The following is a 22,483-nucleotide window of genomic DNA, read 5'->3' as shown; positions in this document are numbered from 1 at the left end:
CAAGCGCCGGATTGTACCACGGCAGGGCATCCCGACGCCTCCGCTTTACCAGCCAGAAACAAGCACTTGCAGGGAGTTTTGACGGCGTTGACAGCTTGCCGGCCGGCCCCGGGCTCAGCTGCCGAAGGCTGCCCGCATCCGCGCCGGGTCCGGTTGCTCGATGACGCCGCGCTCGGTGACGATCGCGTCGATCAGATCGCCCGGGGTGACGTCGAAGACCGGGTTCCAGGCGTGGATGCCGTCGGCCACCGTCCTGACCCCGCCCACGCCGAACAACTCGCCAGGATCGCGCTGCTCGATCTCGATCTGGTCCCCGCTGGCCGTTGCCATATCCACCGTGGACGACGGCGCCACCACCATGAACTTCACGCCATGGTGGCGCGCGGCGATTGCCAGCTGGTAGGTGCCGATCTTGTTGGCGGTATCGCCATTGGCGCAGATCCGATCGGCGCCGACGATCACCCACTGCACCAGGCCGGATTTCATCAGATGCGAGGCCGCCGAATCGGCGATCAGGGTGGCGTCGATACCGTCCTGCTGCAGCTCCCACACGGTCAGGCGCGCGCCCTGCAGCCACGGCCGCGTTTCCCCGGCGAACACCTTGGCAATGCGCTGTTGCGCCATGCCGGCGCGGATCACGCCCAGTGCGGTGCCGAAGCCAGCGGTGGCCAGCGAGCCGGTGTTGCAGTGGGTCAGCACGCCGCTGCCCGGTGCGATCAGTGCGGCGCCAAGCGCGCCCATGTGGCGGTTGGCGGCCAGGTCTTCATCGGCGATGGCCTGCGCCTCGCGCGCGATCACCTCGCGCCAATCGGCGCCCGCCGCGCCCAGCACCAGGCGCATGCGCATCAGCGCCCAGGCCAGGTTGACGGCGGTCGGACGCGCCGCGTTGAGCCGCAGCAGCGCCGGCTCGAGCTTCTGCAGCGCGGCGGCGCCGTCGTCGGCTGCGATGTCGCGCGCGGCCAGCACCACGCCCCACCCGGCCGCGATGCCGATCGCCGGCGCACCGCGCACGGCCAGCGAATGGATCGCCTCGGCCACCGCGTCGCTGCTATCGCACCGCACATGCGCCACTTCAAAGGGCAGTTTGCGTTGGTCGAGCAATTCCAGGGCATCCCCGGTCCACAGCAGTGGCCGGATGTGGTCGTAGCGGGCGTAATCGATATGGGCGCTGTCGTTCATGCGTCCATTGTAAGGCGCGCGCAGCGCCTGCGCCGTTGCACGACCGCGCGGGCCTGGCGCGGCCGACCAAACCACTGTGCAGGCGGCAGGCGGGCGCGGCCGCTGCCCGGACGGCAGGTACCACTCGTACACAGCGGCGATTGCGCGTCGTCTATCCACCTGACGACCGCGCGCGACGTTGTGTCACCTGCCCTCAGTCGACGATGAACTCGGCGCGGCAGCCGTCGTTCACCCACACCCCGTCGCGGCTCCAGCCCCAGGTCTGGCCCTCCACGCATGGCGTTTTGGACATCTGCCGGCCAAGGCGCACCGCGCGTTCCACCGACACGCCACAGGTGCGCCGCGCACTTTTCTTCGATTCACAGGTGACCATGCGCGGCACCGCGACGAAGCCGGAGCCGTCTTCTGCGCCCACCTCGAATTCGCCATCGCATCCACGCGAGACCCAGATTTCGTTGCGGCGAACGCCCCAGGTGCGCCCTTCCTTGCACGGCCACATCGAGCGTTGCCGCAGCAGACGCACCGGCGCGCCACGCAGAACCACCGGGCACGCCACCGTGCCGCCATTGGAATCGCAGCGCACCACGCGGCGCATCACGGTTGCGGTCTGTGCACGGGTCGCCGCGAATTCGGCGCGGCAGCCTTGTTCGACCCACACGCCATCGCGTTCGACATCCCATTCGCTACCGCGGATGCAGCTGGTTTCGGAGAGCTGGCGCACCAGTTGCACGCCTTGGGCGGTATCCATCGCGCAATGCACGCGCGCCAGGTCCTTGGACTCGCAGCGCACCACGCCGGCTGCGCGGTCGGACGCGCGCGCATCGGCGAGCAGCAGCAGCGGCAAGCACCACAAACCGCATAAGCTGACCAGCCACTTCATGCCGACAATCCTCACCCCGAACGATCTTCGTCGCGCCCCCGTGGACGTGAAGATGAGAGCATCATCGATGTGAAGATAGCAATACGGCGCCGATGACAGCCAGATGACTCAGGCGCGGGCGAAGTCGAACGCCAGCACGTCGGCAATCTGCGTCGTGCCGCGCAAGGCCATCAACAGGCGATCCACGCCCACCGCCACACCGGCGCAGTCGGGCAACTGCGACAACACCGCCAGCAGGCGTTCGTCCAGCGGCAGCTGCGGCAATCCACGTGCTGTACGCACGGCATTCTCGCGCACGAAGCGCGCACGCTGCTCGCGCGCATCGTTCAATTCGTGATAGCCATTGGCCACCTCGAAACTACCCAGATACAGCTCGAAGCGCTCGGCCACCGGCGGGTCGTCGTGGCGGATCCGCGCCAACGCACACTGACTGGCCGGCCAATCGTGCACCACCGTCAGGGTGTCGCCGGAAAAGCCCGGCTGGATGCGATGGGTCATCAGCAGGTCCAGCCAATCGTCGCGGGTCAGACCCACAGGATCGATCGCCACGTCATGCAAGGCGGCGTGTAGCGTTTCGATCGGATCGCACAATGGGTCGATGCCCAACGTCTGCACGAAGAGCGCGCGATACGTCAGCACCTGCACCCTCGCCTGGCGCCCGACCAGCGCCAGCGCGCGACGCACCAGTTCGATGGTCTCCTGCGCCAGACGGCGATCGTTCCAACCCACCCGATACCATTCGAGCATGCTGAACTCGGGGTTGTGACGGCCACCGGCTTCGCCATTGCGAAACACCCGCCCCAGTTCGTAGCAATCGCCCACGCCAGCGGCAAGCAGGCGTTTGAGCGGATATTCCGGCGAGGTGCGCAACCAGCGCAGCGGCGCGCCGGCATCGACATGGCCGGTGAAGCGCGTACTGAAGCTTTCGATATTCGGTTCTGTATTGCCGGCCGCCGAAAGCACCGGCGTTTCCACTTCCAGCACGCCGCGTTCGGCGAAAAAGTCGCGGATCGTGGCGTTGAGCCGCGCCCGCAGCTGCAGCGCGGCCAGATCGAACTGCGCCGTGTTCATGGCTGTTGGCCGTGGTCGCCCAGGAAGACCAGCAGGCGGGCTTCGTCCCAGATCTCCACGCCCAGCGACTGCGCCTTGTCGAGCTTGGAACCGGCTTCTTCGCCGGCCACCAGAAACGCGGTCTTCTTGGAGACGCTACCGGCGACCTTGGCGCCCAGTGCTTCCAGCCGCTGCTTGGCCGCATCGCGCGTCAGCGCAGCCAGGGTTCCGGTGATGACCACGGTCTGCCCATCGAGCGGGCCGGTCTGCAGTGCATCGGCTTCCGGCAGACGCGCCAGCACGGTTTCCATCGCCTGCTGCGCCGCACTCGCGAGCGCGGCGTTTTCGGGGCGATCCAGCCATTGCAGCAACGTGGCCACCACCGGCGCCGGAACGCCGGCCTGCTGCAAGGCATCGGCGCCGGCCGTACGCAACGCAGCGAACGAATCCACCGCAGCGGCAAGCTGCTGCGCGCGCACCGGCGTCACCTTGGGAATGTCCATGTCTTCCAGCACGCTGGCAAAGCTCAGCGCCTCGCGCAGCTTGGGCGAAGGCGGATGCGTGTCGCCAATACGCACGCCACGCTGCAGCAAGTCATCGATGGCCTGCTGATTCCCGGCCTGGTCGAAGAAGTGCCCCAGCGAGCGCGCCACTTCGCCGCCGATGTCCGGCACGCGCTTGAACAGCGGCCACGGCAGATGCCGAATCAATTCCAGATCGCCAAACCAGGCCGACAAGGCCTTGGCCGTGCTTTCGCCCACATGCTCGATGCCCAGCGCAAACAGGAAACGCTCCAGCGTGGTGTCGCGCGAGGTTTCGATCGCCTCGATCAGATTCTCCGCCCACTTGGTGGCGATCTTCTTGCGGTTCCAGTCGAAGCTCGGCAAGCCTGCGCGAAGCAGATCGGCCTGCCAGGTCTGCGGTACGTCGCGCTCCCCGGCCAGGTCCACGCCGATCCCCACCACGCTGGCTTCCAGCTGCGCATACGCACCGCTAGCCAGATGCTCGCGCGCCTCGCGCAGGAACGCGTGCGGGCTGTCGGCCGTGCTGATCAGGCGCAATTGCAGCAGCTGGTCCACGCTCAGCAGATACAGGTCGGCCACGCCTTTCACCAGGCCACTGTCGACCAGCACTTCGATGAATTTTTCGCCCAGGCCGTCCACATCCATCGCGCGCCGCGAGACGAAATGCCGAAACGCCTCCTTGCGCTGAGCCGGGCAGGTCAGCTCGCCGGAACAGCGCCAGACCGCCTGGCCTTCTTCGCGCACGATCTCCGAACCGCACACCGGGCACTGCGTGGGCATCTGCCAGGCCTGGGTCCCAGGCGGGCGCTGGTCGGCCACCACAGCGGCCACTTCAGGGATGACATCACCGGCGCGGCGCACGATCACCGTGTCGCCCACGCGCACATCCAGCCGCGCGATCTGGTCGGCGTTGTGCAGCGTGGCATTGGTGACGATCACCCCGGCCACATGCACCGGTTTCAGGCGCGCCACCGGCGTGGCCGCTCCGGTGCGGCCGATCTGGATCTCGATGGCCTCGACCGTGGTGGACTGCTCCTGCGCGGGGAACTTGTGCGCGATCGCCCAACGCGGCGCGCGCGAGACGAAGCCCATTTCGCGTTGCCCGGCCAGATCGTCGAGCTTGTACACCACACCATCGATATCGAAGGCCAGCCCATCGCGCGCCTCACCGATGCGCTGGTAGTACGCCAGCAGACCGTCGCTGCCCTGCACGACCTCGACCAGCGCACTGACCGGAAAGCCCCACGAGCGCAGCTGCGCCAGGATCGCCGAATGGGTCTGCGGCAATGCGCCTTCGCTCACTTCCCCAATGCCGTAGGCAAAGAAGCTCAGCGGGCGCTGCGCGGTGATGCGCGCATCCAGCTGGCGCAGCGAGCCGGCCGCGCCATTGCGCGGGTTGGCCAGCACCTTGCCGCCCTGCGCACGCATCTGTGCGTTGTAGGCTTCGAACGCGGCGCGCGGCATGTAGACCTCCCCGCGCACTTCCAGCACCTGCGGCCAGCCCTCGCCGCGCAGCCGCAACGGAATCGCCTTGACGGTGCGCAGGTTGGCGCTGACATCCTCGCCGGTGGCGCCATCGCCGCGCGTGGCGCCCTGCACGAACTCGCCATTTTCGTAGCGCAGGCTGATCGCCAGACCATCGAGTTTGGGTTCGGCCGAAAACAGCGGTTGCTTGACCTCCAGCCGTTCGCCGATGCGCCGCACGAACTCGGCCACTTCCTCGTCGCTGAAGGCATTGCCCAACGACAGCATCGGCAAGGCATGCCGCACTTCGGCAAACCGCGAGGCGGCCAGATGGCCGACGCGCTGGGTTGGCGAATCGGCGCTGGCCAATTCCGGGTGCGCGCGCTCCAAGGCCTCCAGCTCGCGCATCAGCTTGTCGTAATCGGCATCGGCCATCTGCGGCTCGTCGAGTACGTGATACCGGTAGTTGGCGTCTTCGATTCGACGGCGCAGGGCATCGATGCGCTGAGCGGGATCCGGGCTGACAGTCATACGATCGCAGGGCTGGCTCTGGGCCGCCCATTCTAACGGGCCATGCCGATGCCAAGGTCGGCGGCACGGGCGCCGTTCGCGATGATTGAGCGATGGATGAAGTCGTTCGCGTCGATGCGCATAGGTGCGCCAGCGCCCATCGGCATTCGGGCCGACAGCGAGCCCGGCAGGAGCCCGGACATCGCACCCAGCCACCGTCGTGCCACCTGTCTTTGCCGCCCCCCCCCTGCAAGCACGCGTCCAACCAGTTTTATGGCAATTCCCTGATAGGCAGACAGACACAAACCGGCTAGCGTGGCGCCCTCTTTGCCCGCCGCCTATGGAGTTCGCCCGTGTCGTTGCCCGTCTCGCGCCGTTCGTTTCTCAGCCTCGCTACCACCGGCGTGGCGGTTTCCGCACTGGGGCTGGCACCCGCAGCCGAGGCGGCCCGCAAACGCGCCGCGGCACCGGCAACGCCGGGCGTGGCGGCGGCGGCCGGCACGGTCTACCTCAACCTCAACGAGCATCCGCTCGGGCCCGCCCCGGCAGCTGTCGAAGCTGCCACGCGTTCGCTGGCACGCTCGGGCCGCTACCTGCTGGAGATGGAGCAGGATCTGCGCAACCTGATGACCGGCGAGCTGCAGTTGCCCAACGATCATCTATCGCTGTTCCCCGGCTCGCGTGACGCGCTGAACCGGGCCGGCAGCCTGTTCACGTCCGCGCGCGCGGGGCTGGTGGTCGCCGACCCGAGCTTCGACCCGCTGATCGAAAGCGCCACCGCCCGCGGCGTGGCCGTACGCAAGGTGCCGCTACGTGCCGATGGCGCGCACGACGTCAAGGCGATGGCAAAGGCCGACCCGACTGCCGGCATGCTGTATCTGTGCAACCCGGGTAACGCCACCGGCGCCATCACCCCACGCGCCGACATCGAATGGTTGCTGACCAACAAGCCGGCCAGCGCCGTGCTGGTGGTCGACGAGGCGTACATCCACTACAGCAACGAGCCCTCGGTGGCCGATCTGGTGCGTCAGCGCCAGGATCTGATCGTGCTGCGCAGCTTCTCCAAGCTCTACGGCATGGCCGGCCTGCGCCTGGGTGCCGCCCTGGCCCCGCCCGGCCTGCAGACCAAGCTTGCCGCATTCGGCAGCAATCCGCTGTCGGTTCCGGCGATGGCCGCCGGCATCGCCAGCCTGCGCGACCCGCTGCTGGTGCAGACCCGCCGCGCCGAGAACGCCCGCGTGCGCGAGGAGACCGTCGCCTGGCTCAAGGGCAAGGGCTACACCTGCCAGCCCTCGCAAGCCAACTGCTTCCTGCTGGACGTCAAGCGCGATGCAAGCGTGTTCGCCGATTCGATGCAGAAGCAGGGCGTCATCGTCGGCCGCAGCTGGCCGATCTGGCCCAAGCGCGTGCGCATCAGCGTGGGGACCGAGGCGGAAATGCTGCGCTTCCGTGAGGCGTTCGCGAAGGCCAAGCGCTAACCCTTTTCCCTTGGGACGTTGCCTCCTTTATGTGCCCCATAGGAGCGGATGAGGGTGCGGTCGAAGCCTGAGGTTGTTCAACTGCACGAGTGCTTCGCCCGTACCCTGACCCCACCCGCTCTCCCGTGGGGAGAGGGCTCTGGACTTCTACTGATCTAACGCCTCAGGCTCCGATGCGCGCAGCGTGCGCCGGATCCAGAAATAGCTGATGACGAAGGTCAGCGCCATCGAGGCGGCGTTCCACAGCAGCAGCTCGCGCAGCATCGGCGGCCCTTGCGGATGTGCATGTAGTAACGGCGATCCAGCAGCGCGATGGCGTGCGGCAGGAACACGCTGATGAAAGGCGTTGGCACAGGCGCGACCAGCAACGTGATCGCGGCAGCAAAGCCCACGACCACCCAGGGCGAATGTCGCGGCCTTTTGCGCAGACGCGCGGCGATCCTGGTGAAGATCCACAACAATGGCATCGCTAAGATCGCCCACAGCACCAGCAGCAACGCCATCGCCAACACGCCCTGCAGGCTCAACATGTCAACTCACCAGCGCGGCGACTTGGTCAGCGGCGGCGCCTGATGCTGGCGGTCGTAGGCGCGCAATTCGTCGCGGATGTGCGCAACACGCTGCCGGCCCAACGCATTGCGGCTGTCATCCAACACAACGCCATCCAGCAGTTCGGCCATGCGTTGCACGGTGGGCAGCATTTTTTCCCAGGCGTCCAGCGCCGTCATCGGCGCCGGCAGCGTGAGGAAGAATGCGATCGCCGGTGTCTGCATCTCGCGAATGTTGGCCATGTCGAAACTGCCGGGCTTGAGGATGCTGGCCATGCTGAAGATCGGCCCGCGCTCCGGGTGGCCTTCCACCAGGCGGTGGAACACGTTCATGTGGCCGAACACCAGCCCAGTCTTTTCGGCTGCCACCACCACATCTTCGCCGCGCAGCACCTGGCCCGCCTTGGCGGCCACGAACAACGACACGATCTTGTCGAAATCCTGGTTCGGGCGCTTGCCGACCTCGTTGCCCCCGGAAGCATCCTGCCCTTCCAGATTGAGCTCGCTCTGCTCGACGCCTTCTGCGCGTTCTGCAGCGTCGCCCTCCGCACCGAACTCGCTGGAAATCACCGGTTCGCGCCGCTCACGCGGCTGGCCCTCGTCCTTGTCGACCCGGCGCCCTTGCGGCGATTTCTTCGGGCGACCAAACAGGAAGATGGCCGCGACCAGCAGCAGTCCAGCGATCAGGATCCCGATCCGGATCATGGCCATGTCGGACATTCAGCGTGCCTCCGCATAAGAGTGACAGGTGTCGATATTCCAGCAAGCATGGCACGTCATGCCGCACCCGCCAAACGTGCGGCCTCTTCCAGGTCCACGCTGACCAGGCGGCTGACGCCGGGCTCGCGCATGGTCACGCCGGAGAGCTGGCGCGCGGCTTCCATCGTGGCCTTGTTATGGCTGACGAACAGGAACTGCACCTTCTCGCTCATCTCGCGCACCATATTGGCAAGGCGACCGACGTTGGCTTCGTCAAGCGGCGCGTCCACTTCGTCGAGCAGGCAGAACGGCGCCGGGTTGAGCTGGAAAATCGCAAACACCAGCGCCACCGCGGTCATCGCCTTCTCGCCGCCGGACAGCAGCGAAATGCTCGACACGCGCTTGCCCGGGGGACGCGCCATGATGGTCACGCCGGTGTCGAGCAGGTCTTCGCCGGTGAGTTCCAGATACGCATGGCCGCCGCCGAACAAGCGCGGGTACAGCGCCTGCACGCCGGAATTGACCCGGTCGAAGGTGTCCTTGAAGCGGCCACGGGTCTCGCGATCGATCTTGCGAATGGCTTCTTCCAACGTTTCCAGCGCGGTATTGAGGTCCAGGTTCTGCGCGTCCAGATATTCGGAGCGTTGCGCGGCCTCGCCGTACTCCTGGATGGCGGCCAGGTTCACCGGCTCCAGGCGACGCATCCGCCCGTCGATCTGGCCAACGGCCGCTTCCCATTCGGCCACGTTGGCCGACTCGGGCAACCCGTTGACCACCTCTTCCAGCACGAAGCCTGCCTTGACCACCGCCGCTTCCAGTTGCTCGGCATTGAGCACCAGCGCCTGTTGATCGAGCTTGCGTTGCGAAATGCGTTCGCGCTGCGCCAACGCTTGTTCGTCGCGCTGCTGGCGGGTCTGTTCGAAGCTGCGCAGCTCGCTGTCGATGCTGTCGAGCAGGGTGCGCGCTTCGCCCAGCGCGCGCTCGGTGCGTACGCGCTCGCTCAACGCGGCCTGATGTTCGTGTTCCAGTGTTTCCACCGGCGAATCGCCTTCGCTCAGCTGGGCGACCAGATCTTCCAGGCGCGTGTCGAGCTGCCCGCGCTGGCTGTCCATGCGTTCCAGGGTCTGGCTCAGCGATGCGATCTGGGTGCGTTGCGACTCCAGCGTCAGCGCCAATGCATGCATTGCATCGCGCACGCCGCGCGCGGCATCGCGCGCCTGATCGCGTGCATCGGTGAGTTGACGGCGCTCGCTTTCCAGCGCTTCGCGCGTGCCCTGCAGATCGCCCATCAAGGTGACCGCGTCTTCAAGTTTGGCGCGCGCTTCGCGTGCCTGCTCGCGGCTGGTATCGAGCGTTTCCAGCAGTTGCGCCAATTCGGTTTCGATGCGCTCGATGCGCGTGCGCGCCGCATCGACCTTGCCTTGCTGACTCTGCAATTGCCCAGCCAGTTCGGAGACGCTGCGGTGCGCCATATACAGCTGGCGCTGGGCGTCTTCGCGCTGCTGCTCTGCCGCCAACAGCTGTTCGCGGAAGCTGGACAACTGGTGCTCAAGCTCGGCTTCGCGCTCCTGCAGGGTTTCGATCTGGGTGCGCAGCTCCTGGATCTCGCGCTCACGCAGCAGCGCGCCCTGCTTGGCCGCGCCCGAGCGCGAGACCCGCACCCAACCCTCGCCTAGCCGCTCGCCATTGCGGGTGATGACCGAATCGCCTTCGGGCAGGTTGCGTTGCAGCGTGCGCGCAGCGTCCAGATCCTCGGCGGTGTGCAGACGCGCAAGCAGCTGACGGATCGCGATCGGCCCCTGCACCTTGGCGGCCAGCGAGGTCGGCGCGAAGCTCGCATTGTCAGTGGCACTGGACACCAACGCGATGCGGCCATCGCCCAACTCGCCCAGCGCATCGACCAATTGTTCCGGCGCCTCCACCAGCACGCCTTCGATCAACTGGCCCAAGGCGCCTTCGACTGCATTTTCCCAGCCGCTCTCGACGCTGATGCGCTCGCCCACGCGCGCGGCCGAATCCAGTCCGCGCGACTTCAGCCACGCCACTGCGGCGCCCTGCTCCTGGCCAAGCGCGGCCTGTTGCAAGGTTTCCAGCGACGACAGCCGGCCACGCGCGGCCTGCGCCTGCTTGCGCACCTCGGCCAGCTCGCCCTGGCTGGCGCGCTGCTGTTCCTGCAGCCCAGCGAGCGCGTGCTTGCGCGCCTCGACCTGCTCGGTCAAGCCGTCCAGCGAGGTTTTCTGGGTTTCATGGCGCAGTTCGATCTGCTCGAACGCCTCGGCCAATGCGTCCAGATCCAGCCCGGCACGCTCATTGACCAACGCTTCGCGGCGGCGGTCGGCTTCCAGCGCCTGGCGGTCCAGATAATCAACGCGCGTGCGCTCCACTTCACCGGCACGTGAGGCCTCGCCGGTGTCGCGGTTATGGGTTTCCCAGCGCTGCTGCCAGTCGGCCAGCCGCGCTTCGGCTTCGCGTAGCGACTCCTGGCGGAATTCGTGGTCTTCGCGCAGCTGCTCCAGTTGCGGTTCGGCAGCAGCCACCGCTTCGCGCAGCACGCTCAATTTGGCCGAGTCGCCGCTGATGTGCTGGGTCAATTCCTGCAGCTGGCTCTGCGCCTCATCGCGCGCCTTGTGCAAGCGATGCGAGAGTTCGCGCTGATGCTGGATCTGCTGCTCGATACGCGCCAACGCGCCACCGACCTGGTAGACATCGGCTTGTGCCTTGGCCACCGCTTCGGCGGCTTCTTCGCGCCGCACGCGGCCGGTTTCGATGCGTGCTTCGGCATCGCGCTGCTCGGCAATCAATTGCTGCAGGCGTGTCTCTTCCTGATTCAACTTCTCGCGCAGGCCCTGCAACCGACCATCCAGACCGCGGTATTCCAGCGCCTTCCACTCGGCATCCTTGATCCGGCGCTCTTCCTGCAACGCCTGGTACTGCTCGGCCTGCCGCGCCTGGCGCTGCAGATGTGCCAGTTGCTTGGTGATTTCTTCGCGCAGGTCGCTCAGACGGTCGAGGTTTTCGCGCGTATGCCGAATTCGCGTTTCGGTTTCCTTGCGGCGCTCCTTGTACTTGGAAATGCCGGCGGCTTCTTCCAGATACACGCGCAGGTCTTCCGGGCGTGCTTCGATGATCTGGCTGATCATGCCCTGCTCGATGATCGAGTAGCTGCGCGGCCCAAGGCCGGTGCCCAGGAACAGATCGGTGATGTCGCGGCGCCGGCACTTGGTGCCATTGAGGTAGTAGGCGCTATTGCCGTCGCGGCTGACCAGGCGCTTGACCGAGATCTCGTTGAACGAGGCGAACTCGCCACTGATGGTGTGGTCGGAGTTGTCGAAGATCAGCTCCACCGTCGCCTGCGACACCGGCTTGCGTGCCGACGAGCCGGAAAAGATCACGTCGGTCAACGAATCGCCACGCAGGCGGCTGGCTGAGCTCTCGCCCATCACCCAGCGCACCGCATCGATGATGTTGGACTTGCCGCAGCCATTGGGACCGACGATGCCGGTCATGTTGGTGGGCAGGTGCAACGTGGTCGGGTCGACGAACGACTTGAAACCGGACAGCTTGATCGTGGACAGGCGCATGGAAACGGGGATCTCGGTCAACGGCGCGGTGCACGCCATCGGGTCGGGGTACGAAGGCATCGCGCTGGCTGACAACACTCCAGTGGCACGGGCCAAGCGAACGATTGACGTCGAGTATAACGGGCCGGGCACGGCAGGCATTGGCCGGCACGCCTACGCCCGTCCCCGCAGGCCTGCACCGATTCAGACCCTGCGGCCGTGGCGGCCCCGTACCGGTAACCCGGCAACATCCCGCAACACGGCGCGCAGCGAGGCCTGGAACACTGCCGCGTGGTGCAGTGCAGGGAACTCGCGGTAGCGCACTGCCAGACCTGGCAGCGTGGCCAGTCGTCCCGCGAGGTGGTGTGCGGCATCGGCGGGCGCGCCCTGGATGGCGCTCAACAAGGCGGCGCGATCGCAATCCAGACGGCGGCGCGCATCGATCTGCCCCGCCCGCTCTGCGCCGCCAAGCAACAGCCACAGATGCGCTGATTGGTGCGGCCTGCGTGCAACAAAGCGCCGTTCTGGCTCGCCCAGCAATGCGCCCTGTCCCCACCATAGCGACGGACTGGCGGCAGCGAACCCGGTGAACCATGCGGCGCCCGCATACAACGCATGCAACACGAACAGGCCGGCCAACGAATGCCCCCACATGACCTGCCGCCTGTCATCGAGCCGTACCCTCTGCCTTACCGCAGGCACAGCCTCCTGCAGCAGCAGATCCAGCAATTCCTGCGCACCGCCCCCCACCAACTCCTCGGCCGCACCGGGCGCAGCAAGAAACGGGTAGTCGGCCGGCAGGAATGTGTAGTGGCGAGCGCGGCTGGGCAGGTCGATCAGCAGCGTGTGGTCGACGTCGACAAAGACCAGGACCGGCGGCACCGGCAGGCACGACAAGCGTCGCAGCGTGACAGGGTCGAATCGCGTCAATGCCCGGTTGCCATCCAGCATCCAGAGCGCGGGAAACCCCCGCCTGGGGGGCGCCGCGCGCGGAATCGCGAAGCGGATGCGCCAGCGGCCAGCCCCCTGTTCGCCAACCAACACGCTCTCGAAGCGATAGCAGCGTGCCAGCGGCGCGCGCGCGTTTGTCAGCGCAGCGCCGATACGCAGCCGGTTTGCACCTGGACTGGAGCAGTACGGGGTGAGTCCGCGCCACGTCGTCGGGTTCATCGAAGTGGCTCGTTGCGGCATTGGCAGCGCTGGGTGAGGTCGGCCGACAGCATGCCGTTCCCAAACGAACAACGGGCGCCCTGAGGCGCCCGTTGTTCGTTTCGCAGGCGAACTGTTCCGTTAGGTCAGGTTCGCTGGCAGGCCAGCGATCAGGCGTCGGATTCGACGATGACCTTGACCGAGGTTTCCACATCCGCGTGAAGGTGCAGCACAACGTCGTATTCGCCGACATTGCGGAATGCGCCTTCGCCCAGGATCACTTCGCTCTTTTCCAGCGGCAGGCCGGCGGCGGTGAACGCCTCGGCGATGTCGCGCGGGCCAACCGAGCCGTATAGCTTGCCTTCGGTCGACGCATGCGCACCGATGGTGACGCTGGCGCCTTCGAACTTGGTGGCGCGGCTCTGTGCCTCGGCCAGGATGCTGTTGGCCTTGGCTTCGTACTCGGCGCGCTTGGTTTCGAACGCTTCAACGTTGGCAGCGGTGGCCGGCACGGCCTTGCCCTGCGGCACGAGGAAGTTGCGGCCGTAACCCGGCTTGACGCTGACCTTGTCGCCCAGGTTGCCCAGGTTGGTCACTTTCTGCAGAAGAATCAGATCCATGGTGGTACTCCGTTATTCGTTAGCGCCGGCATGTGGCGGGCGCAACGGGTGCTGTCCGAAAAGACGGGATTCGGGAATCGGGATTTGGGAATCGTAAAAGCACGATCACACCGAATCTCCAATCACCAGGCGTCTATTAATTTGATCACCCGCACAGGGACGTGCGAGTTCCTGTGAGAGACCCGCACAACGTTGTGCGGGCTTGCGAAGGAGCCGCACAACCGGCGGCCCCACTACGCGGCACTACTTAGACGTCGTGGTTGTCCGTGTACGGGATCAGCGCCAGGAAACGGGCGCGCTTGACGGCCGTGGCCAGCTGGCGCTGGTACTTGGACTTGGTACCGGTCACGCGGCTCGGCACGATCTTGCCGTTCTCGGTGAGGTACTGACGCAAGGTGTTGAGATCCTTGTAGTCGATCTCTTTGACGCCCTCGGCGGTGAACTTGCAGAACTTGCGGCGACGGAAGAACTTGGACATGACAGCGCTCCTTAAGCGGCTTCGGCGTTGTCGCCGTCGTTATCGTTGGCGGCGGGCGCTTCGCCCTCTTCGTCGTCACGACGACGACGCTCGCTACGCTCGGGCTTGTCGCCCTTCTCGTCCTTGCTCTTCATGATCAGCGACTGCTCGGTGTCGGCGCCATCGCGCTTGACGACCAGGTGACGCAGCACCGCATCGTTGAAGCGGAAGCTTTCCACCAGCTCGCTCAGCACGGCCTGGTCGACTTCGATATTGAGCAGCACGTAGTGCGCCTTCACCAGGTTCTGGATCGGATAGGCCAGCTGACGACGGCCCCAGTCTTCCAGACGGTGGATGGTGCCGTTACCGCCCTCGATCAGCGACTTGTAGCGCTCGATCATGGCCGGGACCTGCTCGCTCTGGTCCGGATGGACCAGGAACACGACTTCGTAATGACGACTCATGTTGTTTTACCTTTCGGATGTGGCCACGTGGGCCGGACAGCTCCCCGGTGGTCCGCGCAAGCGGCCGGTGGAGCAAGGGTTCCCGCCCGGAATCGAGCAGGAAGCAGGAAAGTATGGCAGTTCAATTGCTTAGCTGCAACTGGCTGGGCAATGCGGCAGCGAACAGCTGGCAGTTAACGCTTAGGGCCACTCTCCCGCCGAGAGAGGGTTTGGCGTGAGGGTGCGGAGCAAATCGATGGAGCAGTCGGCGATTCACCCTTGGCGGCGCGTAGCGACGCGCTTGTCAGTACCTGCGTTGGCAGACATCCGAGGCGCCCCCTCGTCCGCCCCTGCGGGGCACCTTCTCCCCACGAAGGAGGGCAATGTCCCACAGGGAGAAGGGATAATGCGCGCTGGCGGGCTCAGCGGTGCTCGTCCGCGGTGGTGAAGCTCTCACCGCAGCCGCATTCGGCGGTCGCGTTGGGATTGCTGAAGGTGAAGGTCTCGCTCAGGCCGTGCTTGCCGAAGTCGATGCAGGTGCCATCCACCAGCGGCAGGCTGGCGGGGTCGACGAAGATGCGCACCCCGCCCTGCTCGAAGACCGCGTCGTCGTCACGCGCCTCGCGTGCCAGGTCGGTGACATGGCCCCAGCCGGAACAACCGGTCTTGGTGACGCCAAAGCGCAGACCCAAGGCACCCGGGGTCTGCTGCACGAAACGCTGCACGCGCTCCAGCGCGGCGGGGGTGAGGCTGACGGCCATGGGGGCACTCCGAAACAGTGGCGGCAAGTATAGCGAGGCCGCAACAACCAGGCAGAACGCGGAGCTGCGGCATCTGCGACAGATGGGGGCAGTACGCGCCTGCGACAAGCGCAGCGCCCGGCAAGCTGTTCAGAATGCTCGCGCCGGCGCGGTCGCAGCCAGTAAACTCGCAGGCCATTCAAGGTCGCTACGGCGAGGAACAGTCATGACGGTGGTCAGCGTTGAACATGCGCTTGCGGGGAAGCTCCCGGAAGGCGGCGAAGTCACGGTACGGGGGTGGGTGCGCACCTTGCGCGGATCTGCCGGACTGGCCTTCATCAACGTGACCGACGGCTCGTGCTTCGCTCCGATCCAGGTGGTGGCCAACGACACGCTGCCCAATTTCGACGAGATCAAGCGCCTGACCAGCGGCTGCTCGCTGATCGCCAAGGGCGTGCTGGTGAAATCGCAGGGCAAGGGCCAGTCGTTCGAGATCCAGGCCAGTGGCGTGGACATCGTCGGCTGGGTCGAAGACCCGTTGACCTACCCGATCCAGCCCAAGCCGATGACGCCGGAGTTCCTGCGTGAAGTGGCGCATCTACGCCCGCGTACCAACCTCTTCGGTGCGGTGACCCGCATCCGCAACTGTCTGGCGCAGGCCGTGCACCGCTTCTTCCACCAGAACGGCTTCAACTGGATCAGCACACCGATCATCACCACCTCCGACGCCGAAGGCGCCGGGCAGATGTTCCGCGTCTCCACGCTGGACATGGTCAACCTGCCACGCGATGCCAGCGGCAACGTGGATTTCAGCCGCGACTTCTTCGGCAAGGAAACCTTTCTAACCGTCTCCGGCCAGCTCAACGTGGAGGCGTACTGCCTGGCGCTGAGCAAGGTCTACACCTTCGGCCCGACCTTCCGTGCCGAGAACAGCCACACCACGCGCCATCTGGCCGAGTTCTGGATGATCGAGCCGGAAATCGCCTTCGCCGATCTGGCCGAAGACGCACGCCTGGCCGAGCAGTTCCTCAAATACCTGTTCCGCGCGGTGCTCGATGAGCGTGGCGACGACCTGGCGTTCCTGGCCGAGCGCGTGGACAAGAACGCGATCGCCAAGCTCGAAGCGTTCATCAACGCACCGTTCGAGCAGATCGACTACAGCGACGCGGTGAAGCTGCTGCAGAACTCCGGCAAGAAGTTCGATTTCCCGGTGGAATGGGGCCTTGACCTGCAGACCGAGCACGAGCGCTGGCTGACCGAAGAACACATCGGCCGCCCGGTGGTGGTGACCAATTATCCCGAGCACATCAAGGCGTTCTACATGCGCTTGAACGATGACGGCAAGACCGTCGCGGCGATGGACGTGCTGGCGCCGGGCATTGGCGAAATCATCGGCGGCAGCCAGCGCGAAGAGCGCCTGGATGTGCTCGACGCGCGCATGGCGCAGTTCGGTCTGGATAAGGAGCACTACAGCTGGTACCGCGATTTCCGCCGCTACGGTTCGGTGCCGCATGCCGGCTTCGGCCTGGGCTTCGAGCGTCTGGTGGTGTACGTGTGCGGGCTGAGCAACATCCGCGACGCGATCCCCTACCCGCGCGCGCCGGGCAGCGCGGAGTTCTGAGGTGACGACCGCGGCGGCCACGGTCACCATGTACCGTCCGCTGGGGCCGGAGGAATACGCGTTGGTGCGCGAGGCCGGCTTCCGACGCTGGCCGCCGCGGTTGCCGGAGCAGCCGATCTTCTACCCGGCCGCCAACCAGCGCGACGCCGAGCAAATCGCGTCGCGCTGGAACGTCAGGGACAGCGGAGTTGGCGATGTCGCACAGTTCGCGCTACGCGCAGCGTTGGTTGAACAGTACGCCATTCAAAAAGTCGGCGGCGCCCATCACACCGAGTGGTGGATTCCGGCCGAAGCGTTGGATGCGTCGAATGAAAATATCGTCGGCCTGATTGACTTCATCGGCCGGTTCGATGCCCCGCCCACGGAGCACACTGCATGACGCTGTTCTTCGCGCTGTGTTTTGTCGGTGTCGCCGTCGCCGGGCTGACCGCGCTGCTGATCTTCTGGCCGCTGACCCTGGTGCACATGCGCGACCGCCATCCGGATGCGTTGGCCAGCTTCGGCGACCCGGCCTTCATCAGTCCCGTGGCGTTGCGCTGGTTGCTGGCCCGGGGTTACCGCAGCTACCGCGACAGCGCGCTGTCCGGTCTGGCCACACCCGCCTGGCTTTCGCTGCTCACCATCTTTTTCGGCCTGGGCATGGCGGCCCTGCTCGGCCTGCTTTCCAAGGTAATGCAATGACCACTTACGAAGACACGCTGCAGGGCGCCCACGACTCCTGGTGGCTGGCCACGATCGGCCGCACGCTGATCTGGGCGCGCCTGCGCGTCAATGAAGCCGGCACCGCCGAGGTGCTGGACAGCGACGGCAAGACGCTGCCCTACGACAGCGAAGACAGCGCACGCGCGGCCTTGTTCGATGCCGAATTCGTGGCGCTGGACGGGCTGGACGAAGAAGACGCGCTCATCCGCGGCTTTTCGCTGCATGAAGTCTCGCCACCCCAAGGTAACGACGATGCCGAGCTGCGCGCGCGCATGGTTGTGAACATGGGTGGCCGCGCCTGACATGTACGCCCCACGCGCATTTGCGCAGACCGATCTGGCCTTGCTGGACTGGCTATTCGCGCGCGATGCGTTCGTCACCCTGATCAGCCAGCGCGAGGACGGGCAGTTGGCGATCTCGCACCTGCCGGTGCTGTATCAGCGTGATGGCGAGGATGTCCTGATCGAGGGCCATTGGGCAGGCCCCAATCCGCAGGCGCGCACTCCTGGCGATGCGGTAATGGTGTTGCAGGGCCCGCATGCCTATGTCTCGCCCACCTGGTACCTGGACAAGGACGCAGCTGCGCGCGTGCCCACCTGGAACTACGCTGTTGCGCACCTGCATGGACGCTGCAGCCAGGTGAGCGATGAAGAGGCGCTGGGCAGTTTGATCGCGCGCATGAGCGCGCACTTCGAGCAGCGCGTGGGCAGCGATTGGCAGTTCGAAATCGAGCGCGACAGTCATCGCCGACAATTGCGCGGTCTGGTCGGCTTCCGCTTCGTTCCAAGCCGCATCGAGCTCACCTTCAAATTGAGCCAGAACCACCCGGCGGGCAATCAACGCAGTGTCGCTCAGTTCCTGACGCAGCAAGCCGGCCAAGACGCGCACGCGATCGCAGCATTGATGCAGGCGGCGCTGAATGCCGAAACCAGGCGCTGAGAAGCCGCAGGCGCATTGTCGGACGGCTGGTCACCAGATGGCCGGACACCTCGGCCAGGCTGACGGCCGACACCTGCAACGACCTGCGCACAGGTCATTGCAGGACTCCCTGCTTCACCAGGGATTGCCCTTGGCCGTGCTCATAGCATGATCAGCAGATGGGGGCCGTATAACTCGTCGTCGCGCCAGCTCTGCTCGTCCATGCCTGCTTCGTGCGGTGCAAGCCGATAGCGCGCCGGGTCGGCGCCCAAATTGCGGCGTGCAGCCAATGCCTCGGGCCTGGCCCAGGGCTTGTAGTGATTGGGAGAGATAAAGAAACGCGTGTTGAGATAGTCGAAGATCAATCGTACGTTGCTACATCCCTCCAGCACCACGGTGTATTCCACATAACCTGTCAGCACGCCGCTGATGCCCGAGCGTTGGCGTTGCCGGTTTTGCACATCCGCCTTGCTCCGCTGCACGATGTAGTCGTGATAACGCCCGGCACGGCCTGTCGGCGCGACGGGATAGTCGAGCACCGGAAGATAGCGGCGGCCATTGTCGTTATTTTGGTGCACATCGCGCATGGAACCGTGCACATTTTCGCCGTGCTTGGATTCAGGCACTGCATCGTAGACACCCGCTGAGCGGAAGATGGTGGCGACCAGCGTTTTCAGCGGTTCCGCCAGCGCAATGGCCGGCACCTGATAGATCGGCCGCGCGACCGCCATGCCGGAAAGTGGCTGCAGTAGCTTGCCGGCCTGGTCACGTTCAAGCATTTGCTCCAGCGATTGAATCAACTCCAGATTGCCGCCTTGCCCGCCGGCAGCGGCATCTTCGGACATACCCATAGCGTTCTCCTTGTAGCGGCCAACAGAACTATTGCGCACCGCCATTCGGGCATGATCGGCACTCGGAATCGGCATGTACCCGTGTACTCCGGCCCTGAGCGCCATCCACGTCCGCCTAGCGGCGGCTCGCGACGTTTGTTGGCGGCTCTTGATGCGCAACGGCGTACGCCGCCGTTGCGGTTTGATGGACGTGGTGACGCACTACCCCAGGTCGATAATGGTCTTTTCGATGCCTTTATCGCCGGTGTACTTCGTAGATTTGACGTAGTCGATGTAGTCCTGCAACTGCAGCGGCAGCAACGCATCTCCAGTGCGCTTTTCGCGCTTGAACGTGAGCGTGTGGTCGTACATGTTCATCAACACCCGATAGCGTTCCAAGTCGACGTATTTGTGCGCGATGGCTGCCTGCATCGCCCGTTCGATCGGCTCAGAACGCGCGGCCTCGCAGATCAGACACACCACGACGCTCAATCGCTCGTTCATGGCGGTCTTGCCTTCGCCACCTTTGGACAACGCGGCAGCCAAGTCGACGCTTGTGACACTCGGAAATTTACCCGTGTGTTGATACTTGCTCAGATCGTACTTCTGATCGTTGAGAGCATAGGCGTTCAACTCGAAGTTGGGATACTTGAGAAAGTAGCGTGAGACTTCTTCGCGTGCTTCGCCCGGCACGTAGGACACCTCGATAGACTGCGCATTCGCATTGGCGTCCCGTATGTCCTTCAGCGCCTTGGCATAGCTCTCCGCTTCAAGTTTCAATGTGGTTTTCATGAAAATCTCCCTGTCAATGATGGTGCGTCGCTGGTTGCGCCGCCTGCGCCAATGGACGCAACTCCAGTGTGCGAATCGCACCCATCACCCGGTATCGGTCAAGACCGCAGATCGGGACCGGTTAGAGACGGAGCAGGGTCTGCATGCGCTTGCGTTGTACACGCTGTGGCGGTGGTCTACCGGCCACCGGTGATGCTGACAGGCGCAGGCCATCGCCTCGCGCCTGCGTACATGCACCAGCGTCCATGCGACCGGTGCGCCGCTGTGGGTAGCCAGGACGCCTCAGCCGGCACGGCGCATGTGCTGCGCTACGCACCCATCGGATGGCTCACCGCTACCGTCGATTGCTGCTTCAAGCGGAGAAAGGCCCTGCGCGATCGCATAACGGGTCAGCTGAGCGATGCTTTGGATATTGAGCTTCAACATGCAGTTTTCGCGATGCGTCCCCACGGTTTTCACGCTCAGGTGCAAGCGGTTGGCGATCTGCCTGGTGGACAGGCCCTCCGAATAGAGCTGCACGATTTCGCGCTCGCGTGAGGTGAGCCGGGTGTAGGCAGAATCGGCCTTGGCAGCACGACGCAGCCCGGCGATCAGCGAACTCGACATCTGCGGACTGATGTAGGTCTGATCCTGGATGACGCATTGAATTGCCCGCAGCAATTCGGCGAAGCGGCTGGTTCGCGCCAGATATGCTTTGGCGCCGGCTTCGAAGACTGCGCTGGCCTGCGTACAGGCATCGGACGGAGCGATACAGATTGCCCGGCTGTTGGGGCTGCGCTGCATCAAGCGCCGCGTCAGATCGATACCATTGAGGCCGGGCAGCAGGACATCCACCAGGACGATATCAGGCCGCTCTCTGGCGGCGATCTGAAGACATGCCAGCCCGTCTTCCGCATGCCCTACCACTTCGATACCCGGAACCTTTTGTAGCAAGGCGACCATCCCTTCCACGAGGATGGTGCGATCGGCAGCGACGACGATACGTGTCTTCATCATACCCTCTGGTGCACGAATGGGGACCGCGATGTGCAGCGGCTTGCACGCGGCGCGCTGCAGCGAATCGGCAGATGCTCGGCAGGAGCACTTGATCGAGCTTGTCACACGCTCATCTCCGGGCCATCGGTCTTGAACTGATTTGGCGAGCACCAGATGCTGGTTTCGACAACGCTGCCGATGTCGCTGAGACACCGTGACGGGTATGCCTGCCTGAAGCGTGATAGGCAATTTGCGCCGACGCCGAAGCGAGCTATGCCGCACGACGCGAAAGCGCGCTGTCACCTGCTACCAGGCAGGCTGTGCCAAACCGCACGCTACGGACGGGCAGGAGAAAGGCGCACGTGCGTCTGAGCGCAGCTCATGCGCGAAAGATCAGGAATCGTCTGACATCATCTGCCTGGCAAGGCCGGTCAGTTGCTGGCGCACCTGATCCAGACGCGGGTCCGCTTGCATCTCACGCTGCAGGTCCAGCAGACCTGCGGCAAGTTCGCCACGCGCGCGGATGCTTTCGGATTCGGCCGACGCACGCTGCGACTGGATCGCGGCAGCGGCCTGTTGGCCGGAATCGCCGCGCACGACCGTTTCCATGACCTCGACCATGCGTTGCAGCAGGCGATACACCGCGCTTGCCGAGAAGCCGCCCATCATCGCCAATGCGGGCTTTCCGAACGCACCCAGACTGCTTTCAGCGAAGAGATTCTCCGGCAGCAACTCCACCAGGATCAGGCCAGCGATGAGTCCAAGGATCATACGCGCGGCATAGGAGGAATCGAAGCGCGGATCGTATGTTGCGTCGGCAACGTAACGATGGGCTTGGAACAATGCGGAAAACGCTGCACCGAGTCCGGCGCAGGCCAGGATAAACATCACATTCCAGCCCAGCGTGCTTCCTGAGGAATCGAGGAAGCCCAGCGTGATGTTGCGCTCGTTCACCAGGCTGGACATCGCCAGCCCGACCACTGAGGCCAGGCAACCGACCGAGGTCAAGGTCAAGGTGCGGATCAACGGAATCGGCCCGAGCCAGCGCAGCCAACCACCGCGCAGGCGCTCGCGCTCGATCAGCACCACCGCCTGTGGCGTTGCCGGCTGGATCGCACGCACCAGCTGTCGGTGCAGACCGGCCAATTCGCGCGCACCGGATTCGCCGTGCAAGGAGGCGCCAGGCATCACGCGAAGCTCTGCCAGCCGGCCAGGCAGATCGGGAGACATTGCCAGCCCTTGCTTCAGTGCGTAGGACACCATCGCACGGCATTCGAGCTCCAGTTGTTCGAGCACGCTGGAAAATGCCGGCCCGCCGAATTCCGTCGGCGGGACGGGCTGGGC

At 65.1% G+C, this 22,483-nt stretch carries 23 protein-coding genes and 1 pseudogene; 7 read left to right on the top strand and 17 right to left on the bottom strand.

Annotation, left to right across the window (positions count from 1 at the left end; genetic code table 11):
• Window positions 1–114: 114 nt before the first annotated feature.
• The 5 genes from mtnA to J7360_RS06950 all read right to left on the bottom strand — a co-directional run bounded on the left by mtnA (window position 115) and on the right by J7360_RS06950 (window position 5,810).
• Window positions 115–1,179: an S-methyl-5-thioribose-1-phosphate isomerase gene (mtnA, locus tag J7360_RS06970; RefSeq protein WP_209033524.1), complete on the bottom strand. Its 1,065-nt coding sequence runs from the start codon at window positions 1,177–1,179 to the stop codon at window positions 115–117.
• A 193-nt stretch (window positions 1,180–1,372) separates the two neighbouring features.
• A complete protein-coding gene (locus J7360_RS06965) occupies window positions 1,373–2,059 on the bottom strand; it encodes a DUF3011 domain-containing protein (protein ID WP_007966318.1) in 687 nt (228 codons plus the stop codon).
• A 108-nt stretch (window positions 2,060–2,167) separates the two neighbouring features.
• Entirely contained in the window at window positions 2,168–3,130 is a 963-nt protein-coding gene (gene epmA, locus J7360_RS06960; protein ID WP_057663318.1) for an EF-P lysine aminoacylase EpmA, read from the bottom strand.
• Window positions 3,127–5,628, bottom strand: coding sequence for an NAD-dependent DNA ligase LigA (gene ligA, locus J7360_RS06955; protein ID WP_057663322.1), 2,502 nt, complete (start codon window positions 5,626–5,628; stop codon window positions 3,127–3,129). Before ligA ends, epmA begins: the two co-directional genes overlap by 4 nt.
• Before the next feature lie 32 nt (window positions 5,629–5,660).
• Entirely contained in the window at window positions 5,661–5,810 is a 150-nt protein-coding gene (locus tag J7360_RS06950; RefSeq protein ID WP_157768402.1) for a hypothetical protein, read from the bottom strand.
• A 150-nt stretch (window positions 5,811–5,960) separates the two neighbouring features.
• On the opposite strand from J7360_RS06950, the gene J7360_RS06945 reads away from it, so the two are divergent.
• Window positions 5,961–7,085, top strand: coding sequence for a pyridoxal phosphate-dependent aminotransferase (locus tag J7360_RS06945; protein WP_057663327.1), 1,125 nt, complete (start codon window positions 5,961–5,963; stop codon window positions 7,083–7,085).
• 147 nt (window positions 7,086–7,232) lie between these two features.
• On the opposite strand, the pseudogene J7360_RS06940 reads toward J7360_RS06945, so the two are convergent.
• A pseudogene (locus J7360_RS06940) lies at window positions 7,233–7,513 on the bottom strand (hypothetical protein).
• On the opposite strand from J7360_RS06940, the gene J7360_RS21345 reads away from it, so the two are divergent.
• Window positions 7,422–7,658, top strand: a complete 237-nt coding sequence (locus J7360_RS21345) for a hypothetical protein (RefSeq protein WP_244667781.1) — start codon at window positions 7,422–7,424, stop codon at window positions 7,656–7,658. The pseudogene J7360_RS06940 and the gene J7360_RS21345 sit on opposite strands and share 92 nt — an antisense overlap.
• Here the strand turns inward: J7360_RS21345 and zipA are convergent.
• The 7 genes from zipA to J7360_RS06905 all read right to left on the bottom strand — a co-directional run bounded on the left by zipA (window position 7,622) and on the right by J7360_RS06905 (window position 15,322).
• On the bottom strand, window positions 7,622–8,353 hold the full coding sequence (zipA, locus tag J7360_RS06935; protein ID WP_005914888.1) for a cell division protein ZipA: 732 nt from the start codon (window positions 8,351–8,353) through the stop codon (window positions 7,622–7,624). The two genes, J7360_RS21345 and zipA, sit on opposite strands and share 37 nt — an antisense overlap.
• Window positions 8,354–8,409: 56 nt before the next feature.
• The gene (smc, locus tag J7360_RS06930; RefSeq protein ID WP_209033538.1) at window positions 8,410–11,913 is read right to left on the bottom strand and encodes a chromosome segregation protein SMC; all 3,504 of its coding nucleotides are present in this window, start codon (window positions 11,911–11,913) and stop codon (window positions 8,410–8,412) included.
• A gap of 183 nt (window positions 11,914–12,096) precedes the next feature.
• Window positions 12,097–13,062 carry an alpha/beta hydrolase-fold protein gene (locus J7360_RS06925; RefSeq protein WP_081027965.1) on the bottom strand — a complete coding sequence of 322 codons (966 nt, stop codon included), beginning with the start codon at window positions 13,060–13,062 and terminating at the stop codon, window positions 12,097–12,099.
• A gap of 149 nt (window positions 13,063–13,211) precedes the next feature.
• Window positions 13,212–13,661, bottom strand: a complete 450-nt coding sequence (gene rplI / locus J7360_RS06920; protein ID WP_007966301.1) for a 50S ribosomal protein L9 — start codon at window positions 13,659–13,661, stop codon at window positions 13,212–13,214.
• A gap of 247 nt (window positions 13,662–13,908) precedes the next feature.
• Window positions 13,909–14,139, bottom strand: a complete 231-nt coding sequence (rpsR, locus tag J7360_RS06915) for a 30S ribosomal protein S18 (protein ID WP_002804494.1) — start codon at window positions 14,137–14,139, stop codon at window positions 13,909–13,911.
• Between the two features lie 11 nt (window positions 14,140–14,150).
• Window positions 14,151–14,582, bottom strand: coding sequence for a 30S ribosomal protein S6 (rpsF, locus tag J7360_RS06910; RefSeq protein WP_003485869.1), 432 nt, complete (start codon window positions 14,580–14,582; stop codon window positions 14,151–14,153).
• A 401-nt stretch (window positions 14,583–14,983) separates the two neighbouring features.
• Entirely contained in the window at window positions 14,984–15,322 is a 339-nt protein-coding gene (locus tag J7360_RS06905; protein WP_007966300.1) for an iron-sulfur cluster assembly accessory protein, read from the bottom strand.
• 205 nt (window positions 15,323–15,527) lie between these two features.
• On the opposite strand from J7360_RS06905, the gene asnS reads away from it, so the two are divergent.
• Genes asnS through J7360_RS06880 form a run of 5 tightly spaced genes read left to right on the top strand, consistent with a single transcriptional unit; the run spans window position 15,528 to window position 18,563 of the window.
• The gene (asnS, locus tag J7360_RS06900; RefSeq protein WP_022559609.1) at window positions 15,528–16,922 is read left to right on the top strand and encodes an asparagine--tRNA ligase; all 1,395 of its coding nucleotides are present in this window, start codon (window positions 15,528–15,530) and stop codon (window positions 16,920–16,922) included.
• A gap of 28 nt (window positions 16,923–16,950) precedes the next feature.
• Entirely contained in the window at window positions 16,951–17,301 is a 351-nt protein-coding gene (locus tag J7360_RS06895; protein ID WP_057660313.1) for a hypothetical protein, read from the top strand.
• A complete protein-coding gene (locus J7360_RS06890) occupies window positions 17,298–17,603 on the top strand; it encodes a hypothetical protein (protein ID WP_003485878.1) in 306 nt (101 codons plus the stop codon). The genes J7360_RS06895 and J7360_RS06890 overlap by 4 nt, the downstream gene beginning before the upstream one ends.
• Window positions 17,600–17,926 (top strand): hypothetical protein, encoded by a 327-nt coding sequence (locus J7360_RS06885; protein ID WP_022559611.1) that lies wholly within the window; start codon window positions 17,600–17,602, stop codon window positions 17,924–17,926. Before J7360_RS06890 ends, J7360_RS06885 begins: the two co-directional genes overlap by 4 nt.
• A 1-nt stretch (window position 17,927) precedes the next feature.
• Entirely contained in the window at window positions 17,928–18,563 is a 636-nt protein-coding gene (locus tag J7360_RS06880) for an FMN-binding negative transcriptional regulator (RefSeq protein ID WP_007966294.1), read from the top strand.
• Window positions 18,564–18,703: 140 nt separating this feature from the next.
• Here the strand turns inward: J7360_RS06880 and J7360_RS06875 are convergent, their stop codons facing one another.
• The 4 genes from J7360_RS06875 to J7360_RS06860 all read right to left on the bottom strand — a co-directional run bounded on the left by J7360_RS06875 (window position 18,704) and on the right by J7360_RS06860 (window position 22,402).
• Window positions 18,704–19,468, bottom strand: coding sequence for a hypothetical protein (locus J7360_RS06875; protein ID WP_244667776.1), 765 nt, complete (start codon window positions 19,466–19,468; stop codon window positions 18,704–18,706).
• Window positions 19,469–19,594: 126 nt separating this feature from the next.
• Window positions 19,595–20,164 (bottom strand): ribosome-inactivating family protein, encoded by a 570-nt coding sequence (locus J7360_RS06870; RefSeq protein ID WP_057660215.1) that lies wholly within the window; start codon window positions 20,162–20,164, stop codon window positions 19,595–19,597.
• Window positions 20,165–20,446: 282 nt separating this feature from the next.
• On the bottom strand, window positions 20,447–21,160 hold the full coding sequence (locus tag J7360_RS06865; RefSeq protein ID WP_057660217.1) for a response regulator transcription factor: 714 nt from the start codon (window positions 21,158–21,160) through the stop codon (window positions 20,447–20,449).
• 372 nt (window positions 21,161–21,532) lie between these two features.
• The gene (locus J7360_RS06860) at window positions 21,533–22,402 is read right to left on the bottom strand and encodes a hypothetical protein (RefSeq protein WP_026007273.1); all 870 of its coding nucleotides are present in this window, start codon (window positions 22,400–22,402) and stop codon (window positions 21,533–21,535) included.
• Window positions 22,403–22,483 lie beyond the last annotated feature (81 nt).

Origin of the sequence: Xanthomonas sp. D-99 (assembly GCF_017746145.1) — a bacterium.
Taxonomy (GTDB): Bacteria; Pseudomonadota; Gammaproteobacteria; order Xanthomonadales; family Xanthomonadaceae; genus Xanthomonas; species Xanthomonas cissicola.
This window is presented reverse-complemented; position numbering and strand designations above follow the sequence as displayed.